Source organism: Nonomuraea sp. NPDC003754 (assembly GCF_053605785.1).
Window position 1 is genome coordinate 1 of sequence record NZ_JBSGJX010000042.1, and the last position, 20,308, is coordinate 20,308.

Sequence of the window (20,308 nt, forward strand, 5' to 3'; positions counted from 1 at the left end):
GTACTCGTGGATCACCATGCTGCTCGGGCTCGGGCACGCGCCCCTCCGCCCGCGTCCGGCGCTCCACCACATCGATCCGGCGCGGGCGCGGGCCGAGTTCGCCGGGGTCCGCGCCGCCGCGGAACGCATGGTCGCCGCCCTGCCCACCGCGCACGAATACCTGACGAGCCTGCGATGACCACCGCCCTGGTGGAGTCCTGCCGCATGTTCATGAGCGCCTACCCGACGGGGGTGGCGGTGGTCACCGCCATCAGCCCGGAGGGCGAGCCCTGCGGCCTGACCTGCTCGTCGCTCATCAGCGTCACGCTCAGCCCGCCCACGTTCCTGGTCAGCATGAACATCCACAGCCGGACGCTGGCCGCCGCCCTCGGCTCCGGCGGCTTCGGCGTGAACCTCCTGCCCGCCCGGGCCCGCCCCGTCGCCGAACTGTTCTCCTCCCTCACCGCCGACCGTTTCTCCTCCGTCCAGTGGTCACCCTACGGACGGCTGGGCCTGCCCCGCCTCGAGGAGGACCTGCACGGCTGGGCCGAATGCCTGGTCGAGCAGGTCTGGACGGTCACCGACCACGCTCTGGTGCTCGGCCGGGTGACCGAGATCCACAGCGCCCCCGAAACTCCCCTCCTCTACGGCTTCCGCCAGTACTCCGTCTGGCGAACGGAAGGCGAAAGGACTCTCAGTGCTTGACGTTGCCCTGGTCAACATGCCGTTCGCGGATCGGCGACGACCCTCCTTCGCCCTCAGCCAGCTCGGCGCGCTGGTCCGCCGCGACTTCGGCGCCGAGATCGACGTGCGCGTCTGCTACCTCAACCACGACTTCGTGCGCTTCTTCGGCACCGAGCTCTACGACGCCATCGCCGAAGGCATGGAGCAGCACGTGGCCGGCATCGGCGACTGGCTCTTCCGCCAGGTCGCCTTCCCCGAGGAGCCCGACAACGGCGAGCAGTACTTCGCCCGCTACTTCGCCGGCCCCGACCGCGCCCCCTTCCGCGCGGAGCTGCTGCGCCGCCGGGACCGGCTGGGCGAGTTCTGCGCCTTCCTGGCCGACAAGTACCGCCTGGCCGAGGCCGACCTGGTCGGTTTCAGCTCGATGTTCATGCAGACCGTGCCCAGCCTGGCGATGGCCAGGATCGTCAAGGACCGCGCCCCGGACACCGTCACCGTCATGGGCGGCGCCAACTGCGAGGCCCCGATGGGCGCGGCCCTGGTCGAGCACGCCACGCAGCTCGACTTCGTCTTCTCGGGCCCGGCGCTGAACACCTTCCCCCGCTTCCTGCGCGCGATGCTCGACGGCGAGCTGCCGGCGGCGCACACGATCCTCGGCGTCGTCTCCCGCGACAACTGCCACGAGGAGCGCTACCGCCGCGCCATCGGGGCCGACACCGACATCGACGACAGCGTCGAGCCCGACTACGCCTCCTTCGCCACGTCCTTCGACGAGCTCACCGCCGCGGTCGAGGACAAGGTGGAGCCCATCCTCTTCTTCGAGACCTCCCGCGGCTGCTGGTGGGGCGAGCGCTCGCACTGCACGTTCTGCGGTCTCAACGGCCAGGGCATGGCCTACCGGGCCATGTCGCCGGACAAGGCGGTCGCCCAGTTCGAGCGCCTGTTCTCCTACGCGCCCTGGTGCACCGTCTACTCCTGCACCGACAACATCATGCCCCTGGAGTACCTCACCGAGGTCCTGCCCAGGATCCAGCCCCCGCCGCAGGCCTCGATCTTCTACGAGGTCAAGGTGGGCCTCGACCAGCAGGACATGGCCGAGATGGCCAGGGCCGGCGTCAACCGCATCCAGCCCGGCATCGAGGCCCTGTCCACCGGCACGCTCAAGCTGATGAAGAAGGGCTCCTCCTCCTTCCAGAACATCCAGCTGCTCAAGAACTGCGTGCGCTACGGCATCTCGCCCGCCTGGAACCTGCTCATCGGCTTCCCCGGCGAGCCCGAGTCGACCTTCGCCAAGTACGTGGACGACCTGCCGCTCCTGACCCACCTGCCGCCGCCCGAGGGCGTCTTCCCTGTGCGGTTCGACCGCTACAGCCCCTACTTCAACAACGCCGCCGAGTTCGGGCTCGACCTGCATCCGGTGGACCACTACCGGCTGACCTACCCCTTCCCCGAGGAGTCGCTGCGGCGGCTCGCCTACTACTTCACCGACCGGGCGGTCTCGCCGTACATGATCGGGGTCGCCCGCTGGATCCGGCCGCTCAGCGCGGCCGTGGGCGCCTGGCTCGGTTCGTGGGAAGGGACGCCGCCGGAGCTGCGCATGGAGCGGGACGACGACGGCGCGTGGGTCGTCCACGACTCCCGGTCCGGCTCGCCCCTGCGGTACCCGCTCGATCCCGCGGTGGCCGACGTGCTCGTCACGCTGGAGCGCCCGACGCGCCTCGACCGTCTCGCGCCCGAGGCCGCCGAGCACGTGGCCGCGCTGCGGGAACGGGGGCTGATCTTCGTCGAGGGTGAGCGGGCGATGAGCCTCGTCCTCGTCGAGACCGGGGTCGACCCGCTGCCCCGGCCGCGCCGCTCCCTGGTCAGCTCCCGTCGGAGGCTACCGGTGCTGACCACCACCTGACGGCCGGGCTAGGAGGCGGAGAAGAAGTCCATGATCAGCGAGTTGACCTCGTCGGGCTGCTCCAGGTACCCGTAGTGGCCGGACTTGGCGACCTGCGCGTACCGGCAGCCCGGGATGGCCGTGGCCACCTCCTGGCCCAGGTGGGGCGGGGTGATGAGATCGTCCTCGAAGGCGATGACGAGGCACCGCCCGCTGATCGACCGGTAGGCGTCGAGCCGGTCCGAGATGTTCTCGAGCCGGCTCTGCGCCCGCATCACCGCCGCGGCGGTGGGGAAGACCTCGAAGAGGTCCAGCCACTTGCGCGCCTCCCGCTCGTCGTTGAGCGTGTGCGGGGAGAGGCTGAGCACGGCCCGCAGCGCCGCGCCGTAGGCGGCCGGCAGTTCCACGGCGCTGGAGTACAGCTCGGCCTCGGCGGCGCACAGCCGGGCACGGAAGTGGTCGGGCCGCCCGCGGGTGGCCATGAGCACGGCCTGCGAGACCAGCGCGGGCCGGCCCAGCAGCAGCTCCTGGACCACGTGGGCGCCCATGGACACCCCGACGACCCGGCACCGCCCGCCGCACAGCGTCTCGATCAGCGCGGCCAGGTCGCCGACGAGGTCGTCGATCTCGGGCATGGGCCCGCCGTCCGGCGCCAGGCCGCGGTTGTCGAAGGTGATCACGCGGTAGCCGGCGGCGAGGAGGGCGGGCACCTGGTGCAGCTGCCAGACGTGGCCGGGGCTGCCGGTGCCCATGACGAGGATGACCGGCTCGCCCGAGCCCTGGTCAGTGTAGGTGATCGTGGTTCCGTTCACTCTGGCGACGGCCATCCGGCTCTCCAATCGAAGCTCTGGCGAGCGCCATCCGCAGCAGGGGAGGCGCCATGAGCGAGGTGGTGACGGCGATCAGGACGATGATCGAGTAGGCGGCCGGGGTGAGGATGCCCAGCCGCAGGCCGACCGTGGCGACGATGACCTCGATCAGGCCGCGGGAGTTGAGCCCGGCGCCGATGGCGAAGGACTCCCAGTGCGACAGCCCGCTGGTGCGGGCACCGACGTAACCGCCCGCGAGCTTGCCCAGGACGGCGATCGCCAGCGCGGCCGCCGCCGCGGCGGCCACCACGGGGTCGGCCAGGGCGGCCGGGTCCAGGTGGAGCCCGGCGAAGGCGAGGAAGACGGGGGCGAGCACGGCGATGACGACCGTGCGGAGGGTGGCCAGGTGCCTGGGGTCGGCTCCGCCCTTGACGCCCACGAGCAGGCCGGCGATGAAGGCCCCGACGACCGGCTCCAGCGCGGCGGCATGGGCGGCCAGGGCGGCGGTGAGGATCATCACCACCACGATCGTCATGGTGGGCGCCTGCTCGCCTCCGCGCAGCACGCGGCGGGCAAGGGGCCGGGCGGCCAGGACCACGGCCAGCAGCACCGCCAGCCAGAGGACGGACAGGCCCAGCGCGCCGACGTCCAGGCCGGTGGCCGCCATCGCGCCGACGACCGCGAGCAGCACCCACCCGACGGCGTCCTGGCACGCGCCGGAGGCCAGGATGAGCTGGCCGATGCGGTGGTCGAGCAGCCGCAGGTCGGTCAGGGTGCGGGCGATGACCGGGATGGCGCTGACGCACAGCGCCACGCCGAAGTAGATGGCGAAGACCTCGCGCCGGGTGCCCGGCCCGAGCAGCACCTCGGGGGCCGCGAAGCCCGCGGCCACCCCGAGCGCGAGCGGCACCAGCAGCCCCCAGGCGCTGATCCGGGCGAGGGTGCCCGCCTGCCGGCCGAGCGCGGCCAGGTCGAGTTGCGCCGCCGTGAGCCCGACCAGCAGCAGCACGCCCAGCTGGGCGATGGCGTCGATCAGGGCGCCGGAGCCCGGCTTGGGCAGCCACTGCGACCATTCGGGCGCCAGCTGTCCCAGCACCGCCGGGCCGAGCAGGAGTCCCGCTGACAGCTCCCCGACGATGGCCGGCTGTCCGAAGCGGGCGGCCAGCCGGCCCAGCAGCACGGCCAGCAGGAGGATCACGATGAGCTGGAGGAGGAAGAGGGGGACGCCGGTGGGCATGGCGCATCCTGTCTAACCGGGGAATTCATATGCCCGCCCAGCGTAAAAGGGCCGGCCCGGCACCCGGTCGCGCCGGGAATGAATGGCGATTTCTCGCCACAGTCGCGCCGGGCGCTTTTCCGCCCCCACTCGCGGCCCTACGTTCCGTAGCAGCGAGATCCCCATCAGGCGAAGCGAAGGATCCCCGCAGTGAATGCCCTCATACTGCAGGAGCTGAACCAGCATGCACGCCGCCCCGGACTGGCCGACGAATTGTCGGCGGCCCGGCAGAAATTCGCCGCCCACGGCTTCGCGACGGCATCTTTCCTGGTGCCGCCGAGCATCAAGGAGGCGGTGTCGGGCGACGTGCTCTCCCTCATCGAAGAATCCGGCGTGCGGCGCGATCTGCGATTCAAGGAAACCGGCGGCACACCGCGCAGGATGCGCAACGTGACGCGGGCGGAGATCGCGGAGCGCAGCAGCGTGATCCCGGCGTTGTACGAGTCGGAAGCGCTCGTCGGGCTGCTCTCGGAGATCGTGGACGAGCCGGTGCTGGCCTGTCCGTACGAGCCGGAGCAGTACGTCATCACCCGCCTGGAGCACAACGGCGACACCCACGGCTGGCATTGGGACGACTACAGCTTCGCGCTGGTCTGGGTCGTCGAGTGCCCGCCCGCCGAACACGGCGGATTCGTCCAGTGCGTGCCCGGCACAACATGGAACAAGCAGGATCCGGCCATCCATCGCGCGTTTCTCGGCAATCCCACCCTTTCGTTCGAGGTGCGGGCCGGGGACCTGTACGTCATGCGCACGAACACCACCCTGCACCGGGTTTATCCGATCAGCGCCGGGGTGCGCACGATCATCAATATGGGTTACGCCGCCAAGAGCGACCTGGAGACGGTGCTGACGCACGAGACCATGGACACGCTCTGGGCCGATTCCGGAAAAGCGTGAGCGAAATGTCGGCGAAAAAGGAGAATCCCATGAGCGCGGATTTCACGCGCGGCCCGGTTGCGGACCTGTTCTCGTCCTATCTCGTCGCGGTGTCCCTGTCGGCGGCCGCCGAGCTGGGCATCCTGGAGGCGCTGAAGGAGCAGGGCAGCTACTCCTTCGAGACCGCCGAGGCGGACGGGCTCGACCGCGGGGTGGTGCGCCAGCTTCTGGTGACGCTCTCGTGGGCGGAGGTCGTGGAGGTCGCCGACGACAAGGCGGTCACCGGCCCGCTCTTCGAGAGCGCCTACGCCGCGCGCGGCTACTTCTACTGGATGGTCCGGGGCTGCGGCGAGCTGTTCTCCGTGGTGCCGGAGGTCGCCAGGACCGAGGACCGGACCGGCGACTTCTACACCAGGGACATGCGGGCGGTGGCGGTCGGCTCCCGGCTGATCGGCGACACGGAGGTCGAGCCGCACTTCGTCGAGCTCCTGGCGGAACTGGACTACGAGGTCATCGCCGACCTCGGCTGCGGCTCCGGCCAGCGGTTGATGGGCGCCGCCGGCCGCCGGCCAGGGGTGCGCGGGGTGGGCGTGGACATCGCGCCGGCCGCGGTGGAACTGGCCAGGGCGTCGGTGGCGGAGGCCGGTATGGCCGACCGGATCAGCATCGTCACGGGTGACGTGCGGAACCTGGAGCCCAGGCCGGAGTTCGCCGACGTCGACCTGATCACCTGCGTCTTCCTCGGCCACGACTTCTGGCCCAAGGCCACCTGCGTGGCGGGCCTGCGCAAGCTGCGCACCGCCTTCCCCAACGCGCGGCGGCTGCTGCTGTGCGACGTGGTCAGGAGCGAGACGCTGCCCGGCCCCGACACGCGCATCTTCACCCTCGGCTTCGAGCTCGTGCACGCGCTGATGGGGGTCTACCTGCCCACGCGCGAGGAGTGGCACGAGGCCTTCCGGGAGTCCGGATGGGTGTGCGCCGACGAGCGCCACTTCGCCGCCCCGCCCAGGGGCATCCTGTTCGATCTGCGCCCGGAGGGCTGACATGAGCGCCAACCCCTTCGACGACGCGAACGGCGTCTTCCTCGTCCTGGTCAACGCCGAGGAGCAGCACTCCCTGTGGCCGGCGGCCTTCGAGGTGCCCGAGGGATGGAGCGTGGTCTTCGGCCCCGACAGCCGCGCCGCGGCGCTGGAGCACGTCGAGCGCAGCTGGACCGACATCCGCCCCGCCAGCGTCAGGAGAGCGCTCGCATGACGGCGGAGACGGTCGAGTACCTCCTCGACGGCAAGGAGGTGGACGCGATACTGGCCGTCGCCGAGCGCATCAGGGCCCTGGACGAGGACCCCGCCGACCCGGGCTTCTACGACCGGTGCTGGCACGTCCGCGAGGAGCTGCCGGTGGGGCTGCGGCGCTTCCTGGAGGACTTCCGCCGCACGGAGCCGGCCGGCGTCTGCATGGTGCACGGCTTCCCCGTCGACGACCGGGCGCTCGGCCCCACCCCCGACCACTGGTCGGGCGCCGGGCAGTCGCGGACGGCGAGCGAGGCGGAGATCTTCCTCGCCCTGTGCGGGATGGTCCTGGGCGAGCCCTTCGCCTGGTCCACCCTGCAGGGCGGCCGGATGGTCCAGAACATCGTCCCGATCCGCGGCGACGAGATGCGGCAGAGCGGCCACGGCAGCCAGTCCCTGCTGGAGTTCCACACCGAGGACGGCTTCCACCCGCTGCGCTGCGACTACCTGCTGCTGTTCGGCCTGCGCAACCACGACCGCGTGCCGACCACCGTCTCGTCGGTGCGTGAGCTGGAGCTGCCGCCCGAGCAGGAGGAACTGCTGGGCCGGCCCCGCTTCCACATCAGGCCCGACGACGAGCACCTGCGCCAGCTGGAGCTGCGCCAGCCGGACCATCCGGCGCTGGAGCTGATGCGCCGGATGCGGGACGAACCCGAGCCGGTGCCGGTCCTCGTCGGCGACCCGCGCCGTCCCTACCTCCGGCTCGACCGGCCGTTCATGACGTGCGTGGACGGCGACGCGGAGGCGGAGCGGGCGCTGGACGCGCTGGTGGCCGAGCTGGAGGCCAGGCAGCAGGACGTGGTGGTCGGGCAGGGCAGCCTGCTGGTGATCGACAACTACCTGGTGGTCCATGGCCGCAAACCCTTCTCGCCCCGCTACGACGGCACCGACCGGTGGCTGAAGAAGCTGACGGTCAGCAGGAACCTGCGCAGGTCCATCGGCAACCGGGCGACCGCGAGCCCGCGGGTGATCTTCTGAGGGGGACCGTCATGCGTACTGTGGTCATCTCCGGCGCCTCCAGCGGGATCGGCTTCGCCACCGCCCAACGCTTCGCGCGGTCGGGCGACATCGTGATCAACCTCGACGTGCAGCCGCCCCGCACGGTTCCCGAGGAGCCGGTCCGCTGGATGGAGGCCGACGTCACCGACTGGCCGGCCGTCGAGGCCGCGGTGGCCGAGGTCTGGGCCGAGCACGGCCGGCTGGACGTGGTGATCGCCAACGCGGGCATCAGCGTCCGGCACGGGGTGCTCAACATCGACGAGGCCACGGCGCGCCGCGTGGTGGACGTCAACCTGCTCGGCGTGCTCGGCCTGTGGCGCTGCGCCGCCGGCTACATGGCGCGCCAGGGCCACGGGGTGCTGCTGGCGACCGCCTCCGTCAACGGCTCGCGCGGCTATCCCTACTACGCGGATTACAACGCCACGAAGGCGGGGATCTTGGCGCTGTGCCGCACCTTCGCGCTGGAGCTGAGCCCTCAGGTGCGCGTGGCCTGTGTCAGCCCGGGAGCGGTCCTGACCCCCATGCAGGAAGCCGAGTACACCCCGGGGATGTTCGACGAGGTCAACCGCACCATCCCGCTCGGCAGGCACGCCCAGCCGGAGGAGATCGCCGCCGCCTTCCACTATCTGGCCTCCCCGGAGGCCTCGTTCATGACCGGCCAGGAGCTCGTCGTCGACGGCGGCGAGACGGCCGGCGCGACCACGTCCGCCTTCGGCACCGGAGGCACCACGGACGTGCCGGGCCCGCTCCCCTGGCCGCTCGCCCCGCCCCTCCCGTCGCGCAACCATCCACTCAGAAGGGACCCACGATGATGCGCCGATTCGCGACCACGGTCGTCCTTGCCGCGATCCTGACCGCCCTCTCCGGCGGCCTGGCCCAGGCCGGTGCGGACGAGCCCGGCGGCCCCGGCGAGGGCGCCAGCAACTTCCACTGGACAGGGACCGTCATCGTCGTCCCCAAGCCGTAGCGGCGCGCTCAGCAGCGTTCAGCCGCGCTCCGCAGCGAGCAGGGCGGAGGCACGGGCCCACAGCTCGTGCGCCCCCTGGTCGTTGTGGAGCATCGCCTCGGTGGCGGCCAGCGCCTCCAGGGCGCGCGCGTGCCAGACCCTGGCGCCCAGCTCCTCGAAGACCTTCGCGGCCAGGGTCAGGTTGTTGCGGGCGAGCGCGGCGTTCCCCGTCCCGAAGTAGAGATTGCCCAGCGCCAGCGAGACCGCCCCCACCACGAACTGCTCACTGACCCGGTAGGCGATGTCCCGGGAGGTGAGCAGCGCCTTCTCCGCGTTCTCCGTACGGCCCTGCTTGGCGTAGGTCTCGCCGAGCACCCGCAGCACGTAGGACTCGCCCACCACGTCGCGCAGCTGCTGCACCGTCTCCAGTGCCTTCTCGAGGGTCTGCCGGGCGGCGTCGATCCGCTGGGTGCGCAGCAGCACCTCGCCCAGCCGGTGCAGCGCCTGGGCCACCCCGCGCTGGTGGCCGATCTCCTCGAACATGCCCAGGGCCAGCCTGAGCAGCGACTCGGCCGCGCCGTACTCCCTGCGCTCCATCCGCACCTGCGCGACGCAGGCCGTGACGTGCGCCTCGGCCGCCCGGTCGCCGTGCGCCCGCAGGACGCCGCGCGCCTCCTCGTAGCGATCCAGCGCCAGCTCGAAGCGGCCGGCGATGCGGTCGAGCAGGGCGAGGTTGCGCAGCGCCAGGGCGCGGCCGTGGTCCTCGCCCTGTTCCGCGAACATGCTCACGGCCCGCAGGAGCAGCGGCTCGGCCGCGTCGTAGCGCTGGCGGAAGAGCTGGAGGCTGCCCAGGCCGTAGGTGATGGCCGCCTCGCCGCGCGCGTTCCCCGCGCGCCGCGCGGCGGTCAGCGCCAGCTCGTGCGTCACCCGCCAGTCGTCGTAGTAGCTGCGTGACTCGAAGAACGTGGCCGAGGTCATCACCAGGTCCCAGCAGAGCTCGGTGTAACCCGCCGCGGCGGCCTGTCCGATGGCCGACAGCAGCTGCTGGCGTTCGGCCTCGAACCACTCGATGGGGTCGGCCAGCAGCCGGTCGAGCACCGCGGGAGCCAGCGGGTAACGCGCGGCCGAGCCGTGCAGGACCGCGAAGTCCCCGCCGAGCAGCCGGGCGTGGGCCGCCTCCGCCAGCCCGAGCCAGCAGCCCAGGGCGCGGCGCAGGGCGGCCTCCCGCTCGTGCTCGCTCTCCTCGGCCAGGGCGCGTTCGCGCGCGTACAGGCGGACCAGGTCGTGGAAGCGGTAGCGGGCCTGCCCGCCCAGACGGGGCTGGCCCAGTTCGAGGAGCTGGGCGTCGACGAGCTGCTCGATCAGGTCCTGCGCGCGGCCCTCGGGCACCTCCAGGAGCGCCGCCCCCAGCCATGGGCCGAACTCGGCCACGTCGATCAGCGCCAGCCGCCGGAACATGACCGCCACCTGCGGGGCCAGGTCGCGGTAGCTGAGGATGAACTTGGTCCGCAGGTCCACCTCGCCCTGGCTGAGCTCGTCCAGGCGACGGCTCTCGTCGGTCAGGCGCGCGACCAGGTCCGCGCTGGTCCAGGACGGCCTGATGGCCAGCCGGGCGGCGGCCACCCGCAGCGCCAGCATCAGCCCGCCGCAGAGCTCGCTGAGCCGCATGGCGCCCTCGATGTCCTCGCTCACCCGCTGCTCGCCGGCGATGCGGGCCAGCACGCCCACGCCTTCCTCCGGCTCCAGCACGCCCAGTCGCAGCGGGGTGGCGCCCTCCAGGGTGATGAGGCCGGTGAGCTGGTCGCGGCTGGTCACCACCACGGCGCAGCCCGTCGCGCCCGGCAGCAGGGGACGGACCTGGCCGGAGTCGCGGGCGTTGTCGAGGACGAGCAGCACCCGCCGTCCGGCCAGCGCGCTGCGGAACGTGGCCGCCCGCTCCTCCAGCGTGGACAGGGGGTGGTTGCGGGAGACACTCAGTGCCCGCAGCAGGTTGTCGATGACGTCGAAGGGAGACAGCGGCGGGCCGGTCTCGGAGTAGCCGTTGAGGTCGACGAAGAGCTGCCCGTCGGGGAAGCGGGAGGCGATGGTGTGCGACCAGTGCACGGCCAGGCCGCTCTTGCCCACGCCGCCCATGCCCGTGATGACCGCGATGAACGGCAGGCCGTTCTCGAGCTTGCGCTCCAGCAGCTGGTCGAGGTAGCCGAGTTCCCTCTCCCTGGCGACGAAGCCGGCGACGTCGGGCGGGAGCTGCGCGGGGACGGCGGGCGGAGCGCCGGCCGCGGAACGCTCCACCGGCAGCCAGCCCTGCCGCGCGCCGGCCTCGCCACGCAGAATGGCCTCGTGCAGGCCGGCCAGTTCCTCGCCGGGTTCCAGCCCGAGCCGCTCCACGCTGAGCCGGTAGCCCTCTTGGTAGGTGGCCAGGGCCTCGGCCCGGCGCCCGGCCCGGCTCTGGGCCAGCATCAGCAGCGCGCGCAGCCGCTCGCGCAGCGGGAACTCGGTGACCAGAGCGGTCAGCTCCCCGACGATCTGGTAGTCGCGCGAGAGCTCCAGTTCGACCTCGAAGAACTCCTCCAGGATGGCCAGGCGCCACTCCCTGAGCCGCTCGGCCTCCGAGCGGATCACTTCGCCCTCCACGCTGGTCAGCGGCTCGCCCCGCCACACCGCCAGGGCGTCGGCGAGGAACTCCGAGGCCTTCTCCGGACGGCCGGCCGCGCGCACCGCCCTTCCCTGGCGCAGCATCTCCTCGACCTGCTTGACGTCCAGCACGTCGTCCTCGCCCAGGCGCAGCAGGTAGCCGGAGGGCGCGGTGACGATGGGGTCGTGGGCGACTCCTGCGGCGGCGAACTCGCGGCGTAGCCCGGAGACGCAGATCGCCACCTGGTTGCGGGCGGTGGCCGGCGGCCGGTGCCCCCAGATGGCCGTCCCGAGCCGGTCGGTGGTGACCACCCTGCCGACGTTGATCAGTAACATCGCCAGGACCGCGCGCTGGCGGGGCCCGCCCAGCGGGATATGCCGATCACCGGAGACGGCCTCGAGGGGACCGAGGATGCGAAACTCCATGCGCATGCCCACCTGGGTTCGTCTCAGACGTGGTCAGATGCCGTTCCTGAGCTCTCTCCACCGAAGATCGTACGGTACCCGCGGAAGATCAGTAATGCCACAAATGCCGAGAAGGGTGGGCGGTATTTGTGGCGGTGCACATGGACTTCTACCGAGCGGATCCGAATCACCCCCGACATGTACCGATAAATACCGATAACTCGCCGAAATCGCATCCACATAGCGCCCATCTACCGTTCATGGCAGATGGTCCCCCTCAGGTGAGCTGGTTGGTATCGATGTCTCTGACCGCACAGCACAGGCCCCGCACGACCCGGAACGCGGATCGCGATCACTCCCCCTCCGACCTCGGCATCTCGCTCGTCGAACTGGAACTGGCCGAGCAGACCCGCTCGGAGCTGCTGGTCCTGTCGGCCGAGCCGGACCGGATGCATCCTTCCCTGCCGCGGCTGTTCGCCAAGCTGGCCAGGCGGCGCCTGGCGATCCGCATCCTGCACGGGCCCGGGCAGCCGGGCCGCACCTCGCCCTTCACACAGGCATGGCAGGCGGGCGCGATGGTGCACGCCGTGGCCGGCCTGCCGTACCAGGTGCTGGTGCGGGACCGGATGGTCGTCTACGTGCCGCACCCCGACCAGCCCGCCGCCGACCGGCTGGAGCGGGTGGCCAACCCACTGGTCGCCGCCTCCGTGGCGGGGGTGTTCGACACCATCCACCGGATCCTGACCGACCAGCAGCGCGGCTGCGTGCCCGGCGGGCAGGAGGAGCACGAGGTGCTGCGGGCGCTGAACGACGGGCTGACCGACGACCGGGCCGCGGCCCGGCTGCACCTGAGCAAGCGCACCTTCGCCCGCCGCGTGGCCAGCGTGATGGAGAACCTCAACGCCACCAGCCGGTTCCAGGCCGGCGCGGAGGCCGCTAGGCGCGGCTGGATCTGACCCAGCGCGCCAGCGGCACGAGCGTCTCCTCGGGGCTGCGGGCCCCGTGCTCGAAGGCCAGCCGCGGGTCGGGGATCGGGAAGCGCGGCGAGGTGGCGACGGCCACCACCGCGCCGATCCGCTCACGCACCGGCCCGGTCGGCTCCAGCAGGCCGAGTTCCCCCAGCGCGGTCGCGGGCAGCACCTGCGCGTGGCCGTCGAGCGCGGCGGCCAGCCGCTCGGTGGCCTCCCCCTCGCGGCCGGGCCGGGGATACAGCCAGCGCACCCGGCCGGCACCGCCGCCGGGCAGCTCGCACAGCTCCGGCGACTCAAGCCGCGCCCACCGCTCCGCCAGTTCCCTGTCCGGCGTGGCGGGCACCAGCCCGTGATCCGACCAGGCCATCACGTGCCAGCCCCGCCGGGCCCAGTCGAGCGCGTGCCGCTCCAGCCGGCCCAGCGCGTCCATGGCCCGGCCGTCGTAGCCGTGGCGGTGCACGTGGTCGTCCAGGTTGACGTAGATCCACAGCAGCAGCGGGCGCGCCCGCCGCGTCCCGATGACCGCCTCGACGTCCGCCGCCACCCCGGCCACCAGCTCCTGCGGGTCGCGGGTGAGCCTCCCCGAGGCGGGGGTACGGCGCGCGCCGCGCGTCAGGGCGGTCACCCACGGGCTGGCGAGCGTGTCCAGCTCGCGGCCGGCCACGACCGCATCGGCGACCCCTGCCGCCCGCTCGAAGAGCGTCGGCCATCCCGCGAGCGCCCTCCCGCCGGCAACCCCACCGGCCATCCCGCCGACCATCCCATCGGCCATCCCCCCGGCCGGTCCCACGGCTGTCTCCGCGGCCATCCCGACGGCCGGTCCCGCGCCTGTCCGCCCGGCCGGTCCCGCGGCCGTCCCCGCGGCCGGTCCCGTCGGTTCCCGTGCCGCCGGGCGCCCGTCGACCGGTCGCGCGAGGGTCTTCCCCGTGATCACGTCGACCAGCGGACCTCCGGCCCGCTCCCGGTAGGCCGCGCCCACGACCAGGTGCTCGGCCACGGACGCACCGGTGATCGACGACATCCAGGCGGTGGCGGACGTGCTCGGGAACGTCGAGGTGAGACAGCTCAGCTCGGCCGCCCGCCATGCCCGGCCGGCGGCCTGCCAGGACAGCCCGTCGACGGCCAGCACGACCACGCCGCGACCCGCCCGGCCCAGCTCGTCGAGAACCAGGCCGGGCACATCGCACAGGGAAGGCCCGGGACGGGGCGCGATCCCTGTCCCGGGCCCGGTCATCTCAGTAGTTCGGCACACAATCGGTGCACGTCGTCCGGAATTTCACGACCTGCACCTCCTGGCGTGCGGCCAGCATCTTCTCGACGAATTCCGGAGTTGTCATAATTGGCGTCTTTACCGTGGTCTGGACGCTTTCCCTGATCACATGCGCCTCCTGCGCCGGGTGGACAATTTGTCCACTACCCGATGCATTTAACTCTAGAAATCCGGAGTTTTCGGGTCAATTAGCATGAGAAATGCTGGCATCAACCCGCCATTGCCTTGCCACCAGCACATACGCCGCCACTGCCGCGAAGGCCGTCGCGCTGAAGGCATAGATCACGCGATACTCCACCAGCCCCACGATCCACGCCCCGGCCGCCATCGACAGCACGAAAGGCAGGTCGATGACCGCGTCCATCGCCGTCAACGCCCGGCCCTGCAGTCCGCTCTCGGTGCGCCGCTGCACGAGCGTGGTGGTGGCCACCATGAAGATGGGAATGGAAAGGCCGACGAAGATCCCCGCCACGCACATCGTCACGTCGGTCGTGGGAACGACCAGCGCCAGCCCGGCCGTGCTGAGGGCGAACCCGATCGCGGCTGTCCGGTGCTCGCCGAACCGTCTGATGAGCCGGCCCACCACGAACCCGCCGGCGACCGATCCCGCGCCCTGGAAGGCGCCGATGACCCCGATGAAGGCCGCCGGACGCCCCAGCCCCTGCTCCACGGCGGCGAACATGGCCGGGTTGACCAGACCGGCCGCGCCGAGCGCCGCCGCGACCGCCAGCACGCCGCCGCGCAGCTCGCGGTCGCCCAGGATGTGCCGGACCCCGGCCACCAGATCGGCCCGGAACCGGCCTCGCTCGTGCGGTTGCGGCCGGGCCAGGTCGGGCGCCCGTTTGAGCATCAGCAGCACCAGCACCGACACCAGGAAGGTCCCGGTGTCCAGCAGCGCCACCGCGCCCAGCCCGAGGCTCGCGTAGACCGCGGCGCCCAGCAGCGGCCCGAAGATGCGCAGCCCCTGGCCGAGCGAGCTGAACAGCCCGTTGGCCTCGCCGAGCATCCCGTCGGGCACCATCGAGTGCAGCAGGCCGCCCCGGGCGGCGGTGAAGATCTGGTTGGCGAAGCCGTACCCGAGGGTCACGACGAAGACGATCCACAGGTCGCCCGGATGCCGCACCAGCAGCAGGCCCAGCACCAGCACCCCGGCGGCCAGGTCGTTGACGATCAGCGTCAGCCGCCGGGGGAAGCGGTCGACCAGCAGCCCGGTCAGCGGCGCGAAGAACGACGGCACCGACAGCAGCACGAAGACCACCCCGGCCATCGCGTCCGAGCCGGTCAGCTCCTTGACGTAGATGGCCAGCACCACCAGCAGCGCCCGGTCGCCGACCATGTTGATCGTCTGGCCGAGGAACAGCAGCAGGAACCGCCGGTCACGCAGCAACTGGCGCATCAGCCCTCCTCCGCCCAGCCCGCCTCGACGAGGACGGTCAGGAAGTCGTTCGCGAACTCGCCGGGGACCGGCAGCTCCGCCGCGTGGGCGGCGTACGTGGTGACGGCCGCCCGGTCCCGTTCACCGTCGATGCCGTGGGCCAGCGCGAGCATGAGCGCGTAGGAGCGGGCCCGCTCCGCCGCCACCTGCCCGTCGATCCACGCCCGCCCGGCCGGACCCGCCGCCTCGGCCAGCCCGCGCAGGTTGAAGGGCCCTGACCAGGTACGGCGCAGCCGCGGCCCGCCGGCCCCCGCCGGATCCTCGCCGGGAAGCAGGTCCGCCAGGTGCCCGGACAGCGCGCGCAGCCAGTCGCGGGACCGGCCGCCACCCGGCCCGTAGAGCGCGTCCACCCCGTCGAGCGCCCCCAGCGCCACGGCGGTACGGTGCCGCAGGAACCCCCGGGTGGCCCGCTCCCGCCCCGGCAGGCACTCCATCACGCGGGCCGCGCCCCAGCCCATCGCGATCCGCTCCAGTTCGCCGCGATCGCCTGCCGCCCCCGCGAGCACGGCCGCGGTGGCGCAGGCGATCGTGGCCGTGCGCCTGAGCTCGTCGGGGTCGAGCTTGTCCAGGGTGTCGGCGGCGCTGTGGTTGAACCGGTCAGGCCAGTGCCCGAGCGACACCGTGGGGCAGGCGATGGCGGAGTCCACCAGCAGGCTGTGGTCGGAGGCGCCGACGAACGGCGTCGCCCGCCAGGCCCAGGTGTCGCAGGCCACCGCGCCCGAGTACGAGCGGGCGGCCTGCGGCAGGGCCGCCACGACGTGCTCGGCGAGGGCGTTGACGAGACCGGGCAGGTGGTCGGGACTGCGCTCGACGATGAGCGGCCCGCCGCACCGGCGCTGGTCCTGCCCTGCCATGTCGACGTTGACCGCCGCGACGGGCACGGTGGTGGCCACGTCGTGAAGGTAGGCGGCCATGCCGGTGAACTCCGGCCCCCACACGAACCTGATGCCCCTGCGCCTGGGCAGGTCCCTGGCCACGGCCGCCGCTCCCAGCAGCGCGGCGGCGCCCGAGGCGTTGTCGTTGACGCTCGGCCGGGGATGGCACAGGTGGGCCGACAGCAGCACCTCCTCGGCCGCCTCGCCCGGCAGCACGCCCGTCACCAGCGGCATCGGCGCCCGCTCGTGCACCTGGACCACGACCAGGACGCGGCCCCGCCGTACCAGCTCGGCGACCTGCGCGGAGGTCAGGCTGAAGGCCACCAGCGGGCCGCCCGGCGGCAGCTCGATCCGGCCGGGCCCGGGCAGGCGGTCGGTGACCAGGCCCAGCGCGCCGTGGCGGGCGGCGAGCTCGATCGCGGCCGCCACCGGCGTCTGGGGGTCGTCGTGCACCACCAGCGCGCCGCGCAATTCCCCGGAGCGCAGCCGGACCACCGGCGCCACGATCCCCTCGCCAGGGATCGGCGCCGAGTAGGCCGCCAGCGCGAAGGGCTGGTCGGGGTAGCGTGCCACCCCGGCCAGCTCGGCGCGCACGGGCGTCCACGAACGGGGCGACCGGAAGCTCCACCAGCGCCGGGTGCCGTCCGCCGGGAACTCCAGCAGCCGGACATCGCGCAGTCCGGCCTGCTCGGCGCGGTCGGCGACGTACCGCGCGGCGGCCATGACGCCGTCGGAGGCCTGGTAGCGGTCGAACCCGGCCAGTTCGGCGACGTCCTTGACGGCCTGGTCGACGTCGAATCCGGCATGGACCAGGCGGACGGCTTCGCCGACGTTCACCTCTCCACCGTCCGGGCCACTGGTCGGGCCACTGTTCGAGCCTCCGTCCGGGCCGCCGTTCGGGCCACTGACTGGGCCTCCGTCCGGGCCGCCATCCGGCGCAGGGCGCTCCTGCGTGCCGCCGACAGCGGCACGCTGACGCGGGTCAGTCCGGGCAGCCGCCGGCCCGCCAGCCCGGCGGGCAGCTCGTCCTCGGTCACCACCCACGGCAGGTCGGGGTGTCCTGCCTCGGCCCGGCAGCCGAGCGCGGCCAGGGCGGCCACGAGCTCCGGCTTGGCCGCGGCCACCGCCGCCCGCAGCGGGGCGAGCACGTCACCCTGGTCGAGCAGGCGCAGCGCGAGCTCGAGGGACAGGGCCGACACGCCGAGTGGCGGCACCGCGGCCCGCACGGCGGCGGCCACGTCGGGAGAGGAGATCGCGAACCCCGCGCGCAGCCCGCCGCAGCAGTAACCCTTGGAAAGGCTGCGCAGCACGACCAGGCCGGGTACCCGGGTGGTCAACGGGACGGCGCTGGCCGCCGGGCCGAGGTAGGTGGCGCACGCCTCGTCGACCACCAGCACCCCGCCCACCGCGCTCACCGCCTCGGCCAGCTCGGCGACGTGGTCGAGGGGCAGCAGGTCGCCGCGGACGCCGGGGCGGTCGAGCAGGACCATGGTGGGCCGCTGCGCCGCCACGTCCTGCCACCGGTCGAAGACGCGCACGTCGGCGCCCCGCCGGGCGGCCCAGGCCGGCAGGTCGGGATGGGCGTGCGGGCCGTGCAGCAGCCTGCCCGGCTCGGCCAGGGCGTGCAGCAGCCCCGTCGTGCCGGCTCCGGTCACCACCTGGCCTGGGCTGAGCTCCACGGCGAAGTGGCGGCTGAGGACCGGCGCGGAGCGGGCGCCGCCGTAGGGGTCGTCCAGGGCGTAGTGCCGGGCCGCCTCGCCGGGTTCGCCGACGCCGTGCCAGGCGCGCTCGACGGCGTCCCGTACGAACTCGACCTCGTCCGGCGCCCACCGCAGGTCCACGCCTGGCTCGGCGGTCGCGTGGCGGAGCACGGCCGGCTCGGGGCGGGCCGGCGCGACCGCCACGAGCTGGACGTAACGGGTCCCTGGCCGGACCGCAGACCCGGCGGTGAAGTCCGCGTCCGCGCGCAGGAGCTCGAAACCCGCCTCCCCGACCAGGCGCGCCACCTCGCCCGGCAGGTAGAGCCGGACGTCGTCCCGCAGCACCGCGACCGTGCCGTCGCGCCGCGTGACGCGCAGCTCCCCGCGGCTGCGCCCCGACAGCGGGTCGTAGGAGCGCAGGAAGTCGAAGACCTCGCCGTCGGCCTCGAAGCGCGCCGTCGGCCGGTAGCCGGCCAGGATCGCCGCGACGTTGGAGTGGTCGAGGACCAGCACGCCGCCGGGCGCCAGCCGGTCCCTGACCCGGCGCAGGAAGGCCAGCTGCTCGTCGTCGCGTCCCCATCCGAAGGACTGCACGCAGATCGCCGCGTCCACGACCGGCAGCTCGGCGCGGGTCAGCAGGTCCGCGGGCACCAGCTCCAGCGGCACCCCGGCCCGGACGGCCGCCGCGCGGGCCTGCTCCAGCGCCCACGGGCAGACGTCCACGCCGGTCACCTCGTACCCGTGCCGGGCCAGCTCGACCGCGTGCCGCCCCGTCCCGCAGCCCAGGTCGAGCACCCGCCGCCCTGGCGCGTGCTCGGCCAGGACCTTCACCAGGTAGTCCACCTCGGCGGCGGTGCGCTCGGCGGTGTACTCGTGCCGCGCGAACCGCCAGTAGTCCTCGGTGAAGTAGCCGGTGTACCAGCCTGTCACGCGAACTCCTGCCGGGCGAAGAAGTCGCAGACGTCGCAGACGCCGATGGGGTTGCGCACGCCCTCCTGGAGCACGAACACCCCCTCACAGACCCGGCACTTGTCCTCGACCAGCGGGAACATGGAGCGCTGCATGGTGGCGAAGGCCTCGAACAGGTAGTAGTCGATCCCCGGCCAGAGCCCGTAGAGGTGGTCGGCCATCGCGTAGGCCATCGAGCGCTCCTGGGGTCCGGTGGTGAAGCGGCCCGGGGTGCCCTGGCGGTTCAGCTCGGGCGCCACCAGCTCCAGGTAGATGGTCAGTTCCTTCTTGGGGATGCGGTAGAGGGGGAAGATGTAGCGCATCCCGCCGATGTGCCGCACGGGGATGCCGCCCATCCGGTAACCGCTGGTCAGCCAGGTCACCATGCTGGCCACCAGGTCGTCGGCGTTGAAGCCGAAGGCGACCGTGCCGGCGCCGATGCTCTCGGCGTGGTTCTCCAGCATGCGCCGCAGCACCTGGTGGCCGACGACCATGCTGAGGTGGCGCCGATCCCCGCCCACGACGCTGTTCATGGCCTCCACGAAGGGCCGGCGGAGCTTGAAGACCCGCTCGATGTCGGCGGCGTCGACGATGACCTGGTCGATGCCGAGCCCCTCGGCCGAGGCCCTGGCGGCGGCGAAGGTGGCCGGCTCCTCCCAGTCGGGCAGGCCGGTGATGGTCACCGAGGTCATCGAGAAGTCGGGCAGCCGGTGCCGGGTGCGCTCCAGGAGCTTGAGGAAGGCGACGCTGTCACGGCCGCCGGACAGCCCGATCACGACCGAGTCGCCCGGGTTGAGCACGCCGTGGCTGAGGACGCTCTGGACGAAGGTCTCCTCCACGTAGCGGACGAAGCTCTCCTCGTCGAACTGCTCGACGCGCCGCTCCAGGCTTCCGGCGGTGTCGAACAGGATGGATTTGGTGTAGATCGGGTCGGGCGTGCCGTACACGGTGGTGGCGGGCCGGCGGGTGACGTCGAGGTCGTAGTGGCGCACCTGGCGCAGCTCGATGACGTCGTGCTCGCCGACGACGGTCGTCTCCTCGGGGACGATCTTCCCGTTCCGCAGGGTGATCACCGCGTTGACCGGAATGCCGTGGGCCGTCAGCACCTCCGTCAACGGCCGGCCGGGGGCGGCCTCCAGGGTTTCCGATCCGCCCACCTTATTGTGGAAGACGACATGAGCCACGACTTCCTCCTTGCCTCAATTAATGCTTAATATCGTTCTACATCCAAAGAAAGGGCGATATGAGAGAGAACGTGGAAGTTGGCATATTCACGTCAATCGAAGCCCTTGACGACGCGGAATGGGATGGCGTCGTGGCAGCCTCGGGG

General features: G+C 72.3%; 17 protein-coding genes. 9 read left to right on the plus strand and 8 right to left on the minus strand.

The window, feature by feature from the left end:
• Positions 1-174 precede the first annotated feature (174 nt).
• A complete protein-coding gene (locus tag ACWEVS_RS36625) occupies positions 175-684 on the plus strand; it encodes a flavin reductase family protein (protein WP_354910865.1) in 510 nt (169 codons plus the stop codon).
• Positions 677-2,566, plus strand: a complete 1,890-nt coding sequence (locus tag ACWEVS_RS36630) for a RiPP maturation radical SAM C-methyltransferase (RefSeq protein ID WP_452555314.1) — start codon at positions 677-679, stop codon at positions 2,564-2,566. Before ACWEVS_RS36625 ends, ACWEVS_RS36630 begins: the two co-directional genes overlap by 8 nt.
• 8 nt (positions 2,567-2,574) lie before the next feature.
• On the opposite strand, the gene ACWEVS_RS36635 is transcribed toward ACWEVS_RS36630, so the two are convergent.
• Entirely contained in the window at positions 2,575-3,372 is a 798-nt protein-coding gene (locus ACWEVS_RS36635; protein ID WP_452555316.1) for an alpha/beta fold hydrolase, read from the minus strand.
• Positions 3,329-4,591: a cation:proton antiporter gene (locus ACWEVS_RS36640; protein WP_449920597.1), complete on the minus strand. Its 1,263-nt coding sequence runs from the start codon at positions 4,589-4,591 to the stop codon at positions 3,329-3,331. The genes ACWEVS_RS36635 and ACWEVS_RS36640 overlap by 44 nt, the downstream gene beginning before the upstream one ends.
• Before the next feature lie 189 nt (positions 4,592-4,780).
• Between ACWEVS_RS36640 and ACWEVS_RS36645 the strand changes: the two genes are divergently transcribed.
• The 6 genes from ACWEVS_RS36645 to ACWEVS_RS36670 are packed head-to-tail and all read left to right on the plus strand — an operon-like array spanning position 4,781 to position 8,761.
• Positions 4,781-5,527, plus strand: a complete 747-nt coding sequence (locus ACWEVS_RS36645; RefSeq protein ID WP_354910855.1) for a HalD/BesD family halogenase — start codon at positions 4,781-4,783, stop codon at positions 5,525-5,527.
• A gap of 29 nt (positions 5,528-5,556) precedes the next feature.
• Positions 5,557-6,549: an SAM-dependent methyltransferase gene (locus ACWEVS_RS36650; RefSeq protein WP_452555318.1), complete on the plus strand. Its 993-nt coding sequence runs from the start codon at positions 5,557-5,559 to the stop codon at positions 6,547-6,549.
• A gap of 1 nt (position 6,550) precedes the next feature.
• Positions 6,551-6,760: an MbtH family protein gene (locus tag ACWEVS_RS36655; protein ID WP_449920604.1), complete on the plus strand. Its 210-nt coding sequence runs from the start codon at positions 6,551-6,553 to the stop codon at positions 6,758-6,760.
• A complete protein-coding gene (gntD, locus tag ACWEVS_RS36660) occupies positions 6,757-7,773 on the plus strand; it encodes a guanitoxin biosynthesis L-enduracididine beta-hydroxylase GntD (protein ID WP_354910847.1) in 1,017 nt (338 codons plus the stop codon). Before ACWEVS_RS36655 ends, gntD begins: the two co-directional genes overlap by 4 nt.
• Before the next feature lie 11 nt (positions 7,774-7,784).
• Entirely contained in the window at positions 7,785-8,606 is an 822-nt protein-coding gene (locus ACWEVS_RS36665; protein ID WP_449920606.1) for an SDR family NAD(P)-dependent oxidoreductase, read from the plus strand.
• Complete coding sequence (locus tag ACWEVS_RS36670; protein ID WP_449920609.1) at positions 8,603-8,761, plus strand: hypothetical protein; 159 nt, start codon at positions 8,603-8,605, stop codon at positions 8,759-8,761. The genes ACWEVS_RS36665 and ACWEVS_RS36670 overlap by 4 nt, the downstream gene beginning before the upstream one ends.
• Positions 8,762-8,779: 18 nt before the next feature.
• Here ACWEVS_RS36670 and ACWEVS_RS36675 read toward each other — a convergent pair whose 3' ends face one another.
• A complete protein-coding gene (locus ACWEVS_RS36675; RefSeq protein WP_452555320.1) occupies positions 8,780-11,800 on the minus strand; it encodes a BTAD domain-containing putative transcriptional regulator in 3,021 nt (1,006 codons plus the stop codon).
• Positions 11,801-12,078: 278 nt separating this feature from the next.
• On the opposite strand from ACWEVS_RS36675, the gene ACWEVS_RS36680 reads away from it, so the two are divergent.
• Positions 12,079-12,735, plus strand: a complete 657-nt coding sequence (locus ACWEVS_RS36680) for a helix-turn-helix transcriptional regulator (protein WP_354910839.1) — start codon at positions 12,079-12,081, stop codon at positions 12,733-12,735.
• Here the strand turns inward: ACWEVS_RS36680 and ACWEVS_RS36685 are convergent.
• From ACWEVS_RS36685 to ACWEVS_RS36705, 5 genes are all read right to left on the minus strand, one after another.
• Entirely contained in the window at positions 12,716-13,930 is a 1,215-nt protein-coding gene (locus tag ACWEVS_RS36685; protein ID WP_452555322.1) for an alkaline phosphatase family protein, read from the minus strand. The two genes, ACWEVS_RS36680 and ACWEVS_RS36685, sit on opposite strands and share 20 nt — an antisense overlap.
• Before the next feature lie 274 nt (positions 13,931-14,204).
• Positions 14,205-15,416 (minus strand): MFS transporter, encoded by a 1,212-nt coding sequence (locus ACWEVS_RS36690; protein ID WP_452555324.1) that lies wholly within the window; start codon positions 15,414-15,416, stop codon positions 14,205-14,207.
• Complete coding sequence (locus ACWEVS_RS36695; protein WP_452555326.1) at positions 15,416-17,167, minus strand: DUF4910 domain-containing protein; 1,752 nt, start codon at positions 17,165-17,167, stop codon at positions 15,416-15,418. The genes ACWEVS_RS36690 and ACWEVS_RS36695 overlap by 1 nt, the downstream gene beginning before the upstream one ends.
• On the minus strand, positions 17,164-18,960 hold the full coding sequence (locus tag ACWEVS_RS36700; protein WP_452555328.1) for an aminotransferase class I/II-fold pyridoxal phosphate-dependent enzyme: 1,797 nt from the start codon (positions 18,958-18,960) through the stop codon (positions 17,164-17,166). The genes ACWEVS_RS36695 and ACWEVS_RS36700 overlap by 4 nt, the downstream gene beginning before the upstream one ends.
• Positions 18,957-20,162 (minus strand): hypothetical protein, encoded by a 1,206-nt coding sequence (locus ACWEVS_RS36705; protein WP_449920624.1) that lies wholly within the window; start codon positions 20,160-20,162, stop codon positions 18,957-18,959. Before ACWEVS_RS36705 ends, ACWEVS_RS36700 begins: the two co-directional genes overlap by 4 nt.
• Positions 20,163-20,308: the final 146 nt, after the last annotated feature.

Excerpts from the sequence above, each read along its gene's own strand:
- ACWEVS_RS36625 (WP_354910865.1), top strand. The coding sequence starts at position 175 with ATGACCACCGCCCTGGTGGAGTCCTGCCGCATGTTCATGAGCGCCTAC.
- ACWEVS_RS36635 (WP_452555316.1), bottom strand. The coding sequence starts at position 3,372 with ATGGCCGTCGCCAGAGTGAACGGAACCACGATCACCTACACTGACCAG.
- ACWEVS_RS36640 (WP_449920597.1), bottom strand. The coding sequence starts at position 4,591 with ATGCCCACCGGCGTCCCCCTCTTCCTCCTCCAGCTCATCGTGATCCTC.
- ACWEVS_RS36650 (WP_452555318.1), top strand. The coding sequence starts at position 5,557 with ATGAGCGCGGATTTCACGCGCGGCCCGGTTGCGGACCTGTTCTCGTCC.
- ACWEVS_RS36655 (WP_449920604.1), top strand. The coding sequence starts at position 6,551 with ATGAGCGCCAACCCCTTCGACGACGCGAACGGCGTCTTCCTCGTCCTG.
- gntD (WP_354910847.1), top strand. The coding sequence starts at position 6,757 with ATGACGGCGGAGACGGTCGAGTACCTCCTCGACGGCAAGGAGGTGGAC.
- ACWEVS_RS36665 (WP_449920606.1), top strand. The coding sequence starts at position 7,785 with ATGCGTACTGTGGTCATCTCCGGCGCCTCCAGCGGGATCGGCTTCGCC.
- ACWEVS_RS36670 (WP_449920609.1), top strand. The coding sequence starts at position 8,603 with ATGATGCGCCGATTCGCGACCACGGTCGTCCTTGCCGCGATCCTGACC.
- ACWEVS_RS36675 (WP_452555320.1), bottom strand. The coding sequence starts at position 11,800 with ATGGAGTTTCGCATCCTCGGTCCCCTCGAGGCCGTCTCCGGTGATCGG.
- ACWEVS_RS36680 (WP_354910839.1), top strand. The coding sequence starts at position 12,079 with ATGTCTCTGACCGCACAGCACAGGCCCCGCACGACCCGGAACGCGGAT.
- ACWEVS_RS36690 (WP_452555324.1), bottom strand. The coding sequence starts at position 15,416 with ATGCGCCAGTTGCTGCGTGACCGGCGGTTCCTGCTGCTGTTCCTCGGC.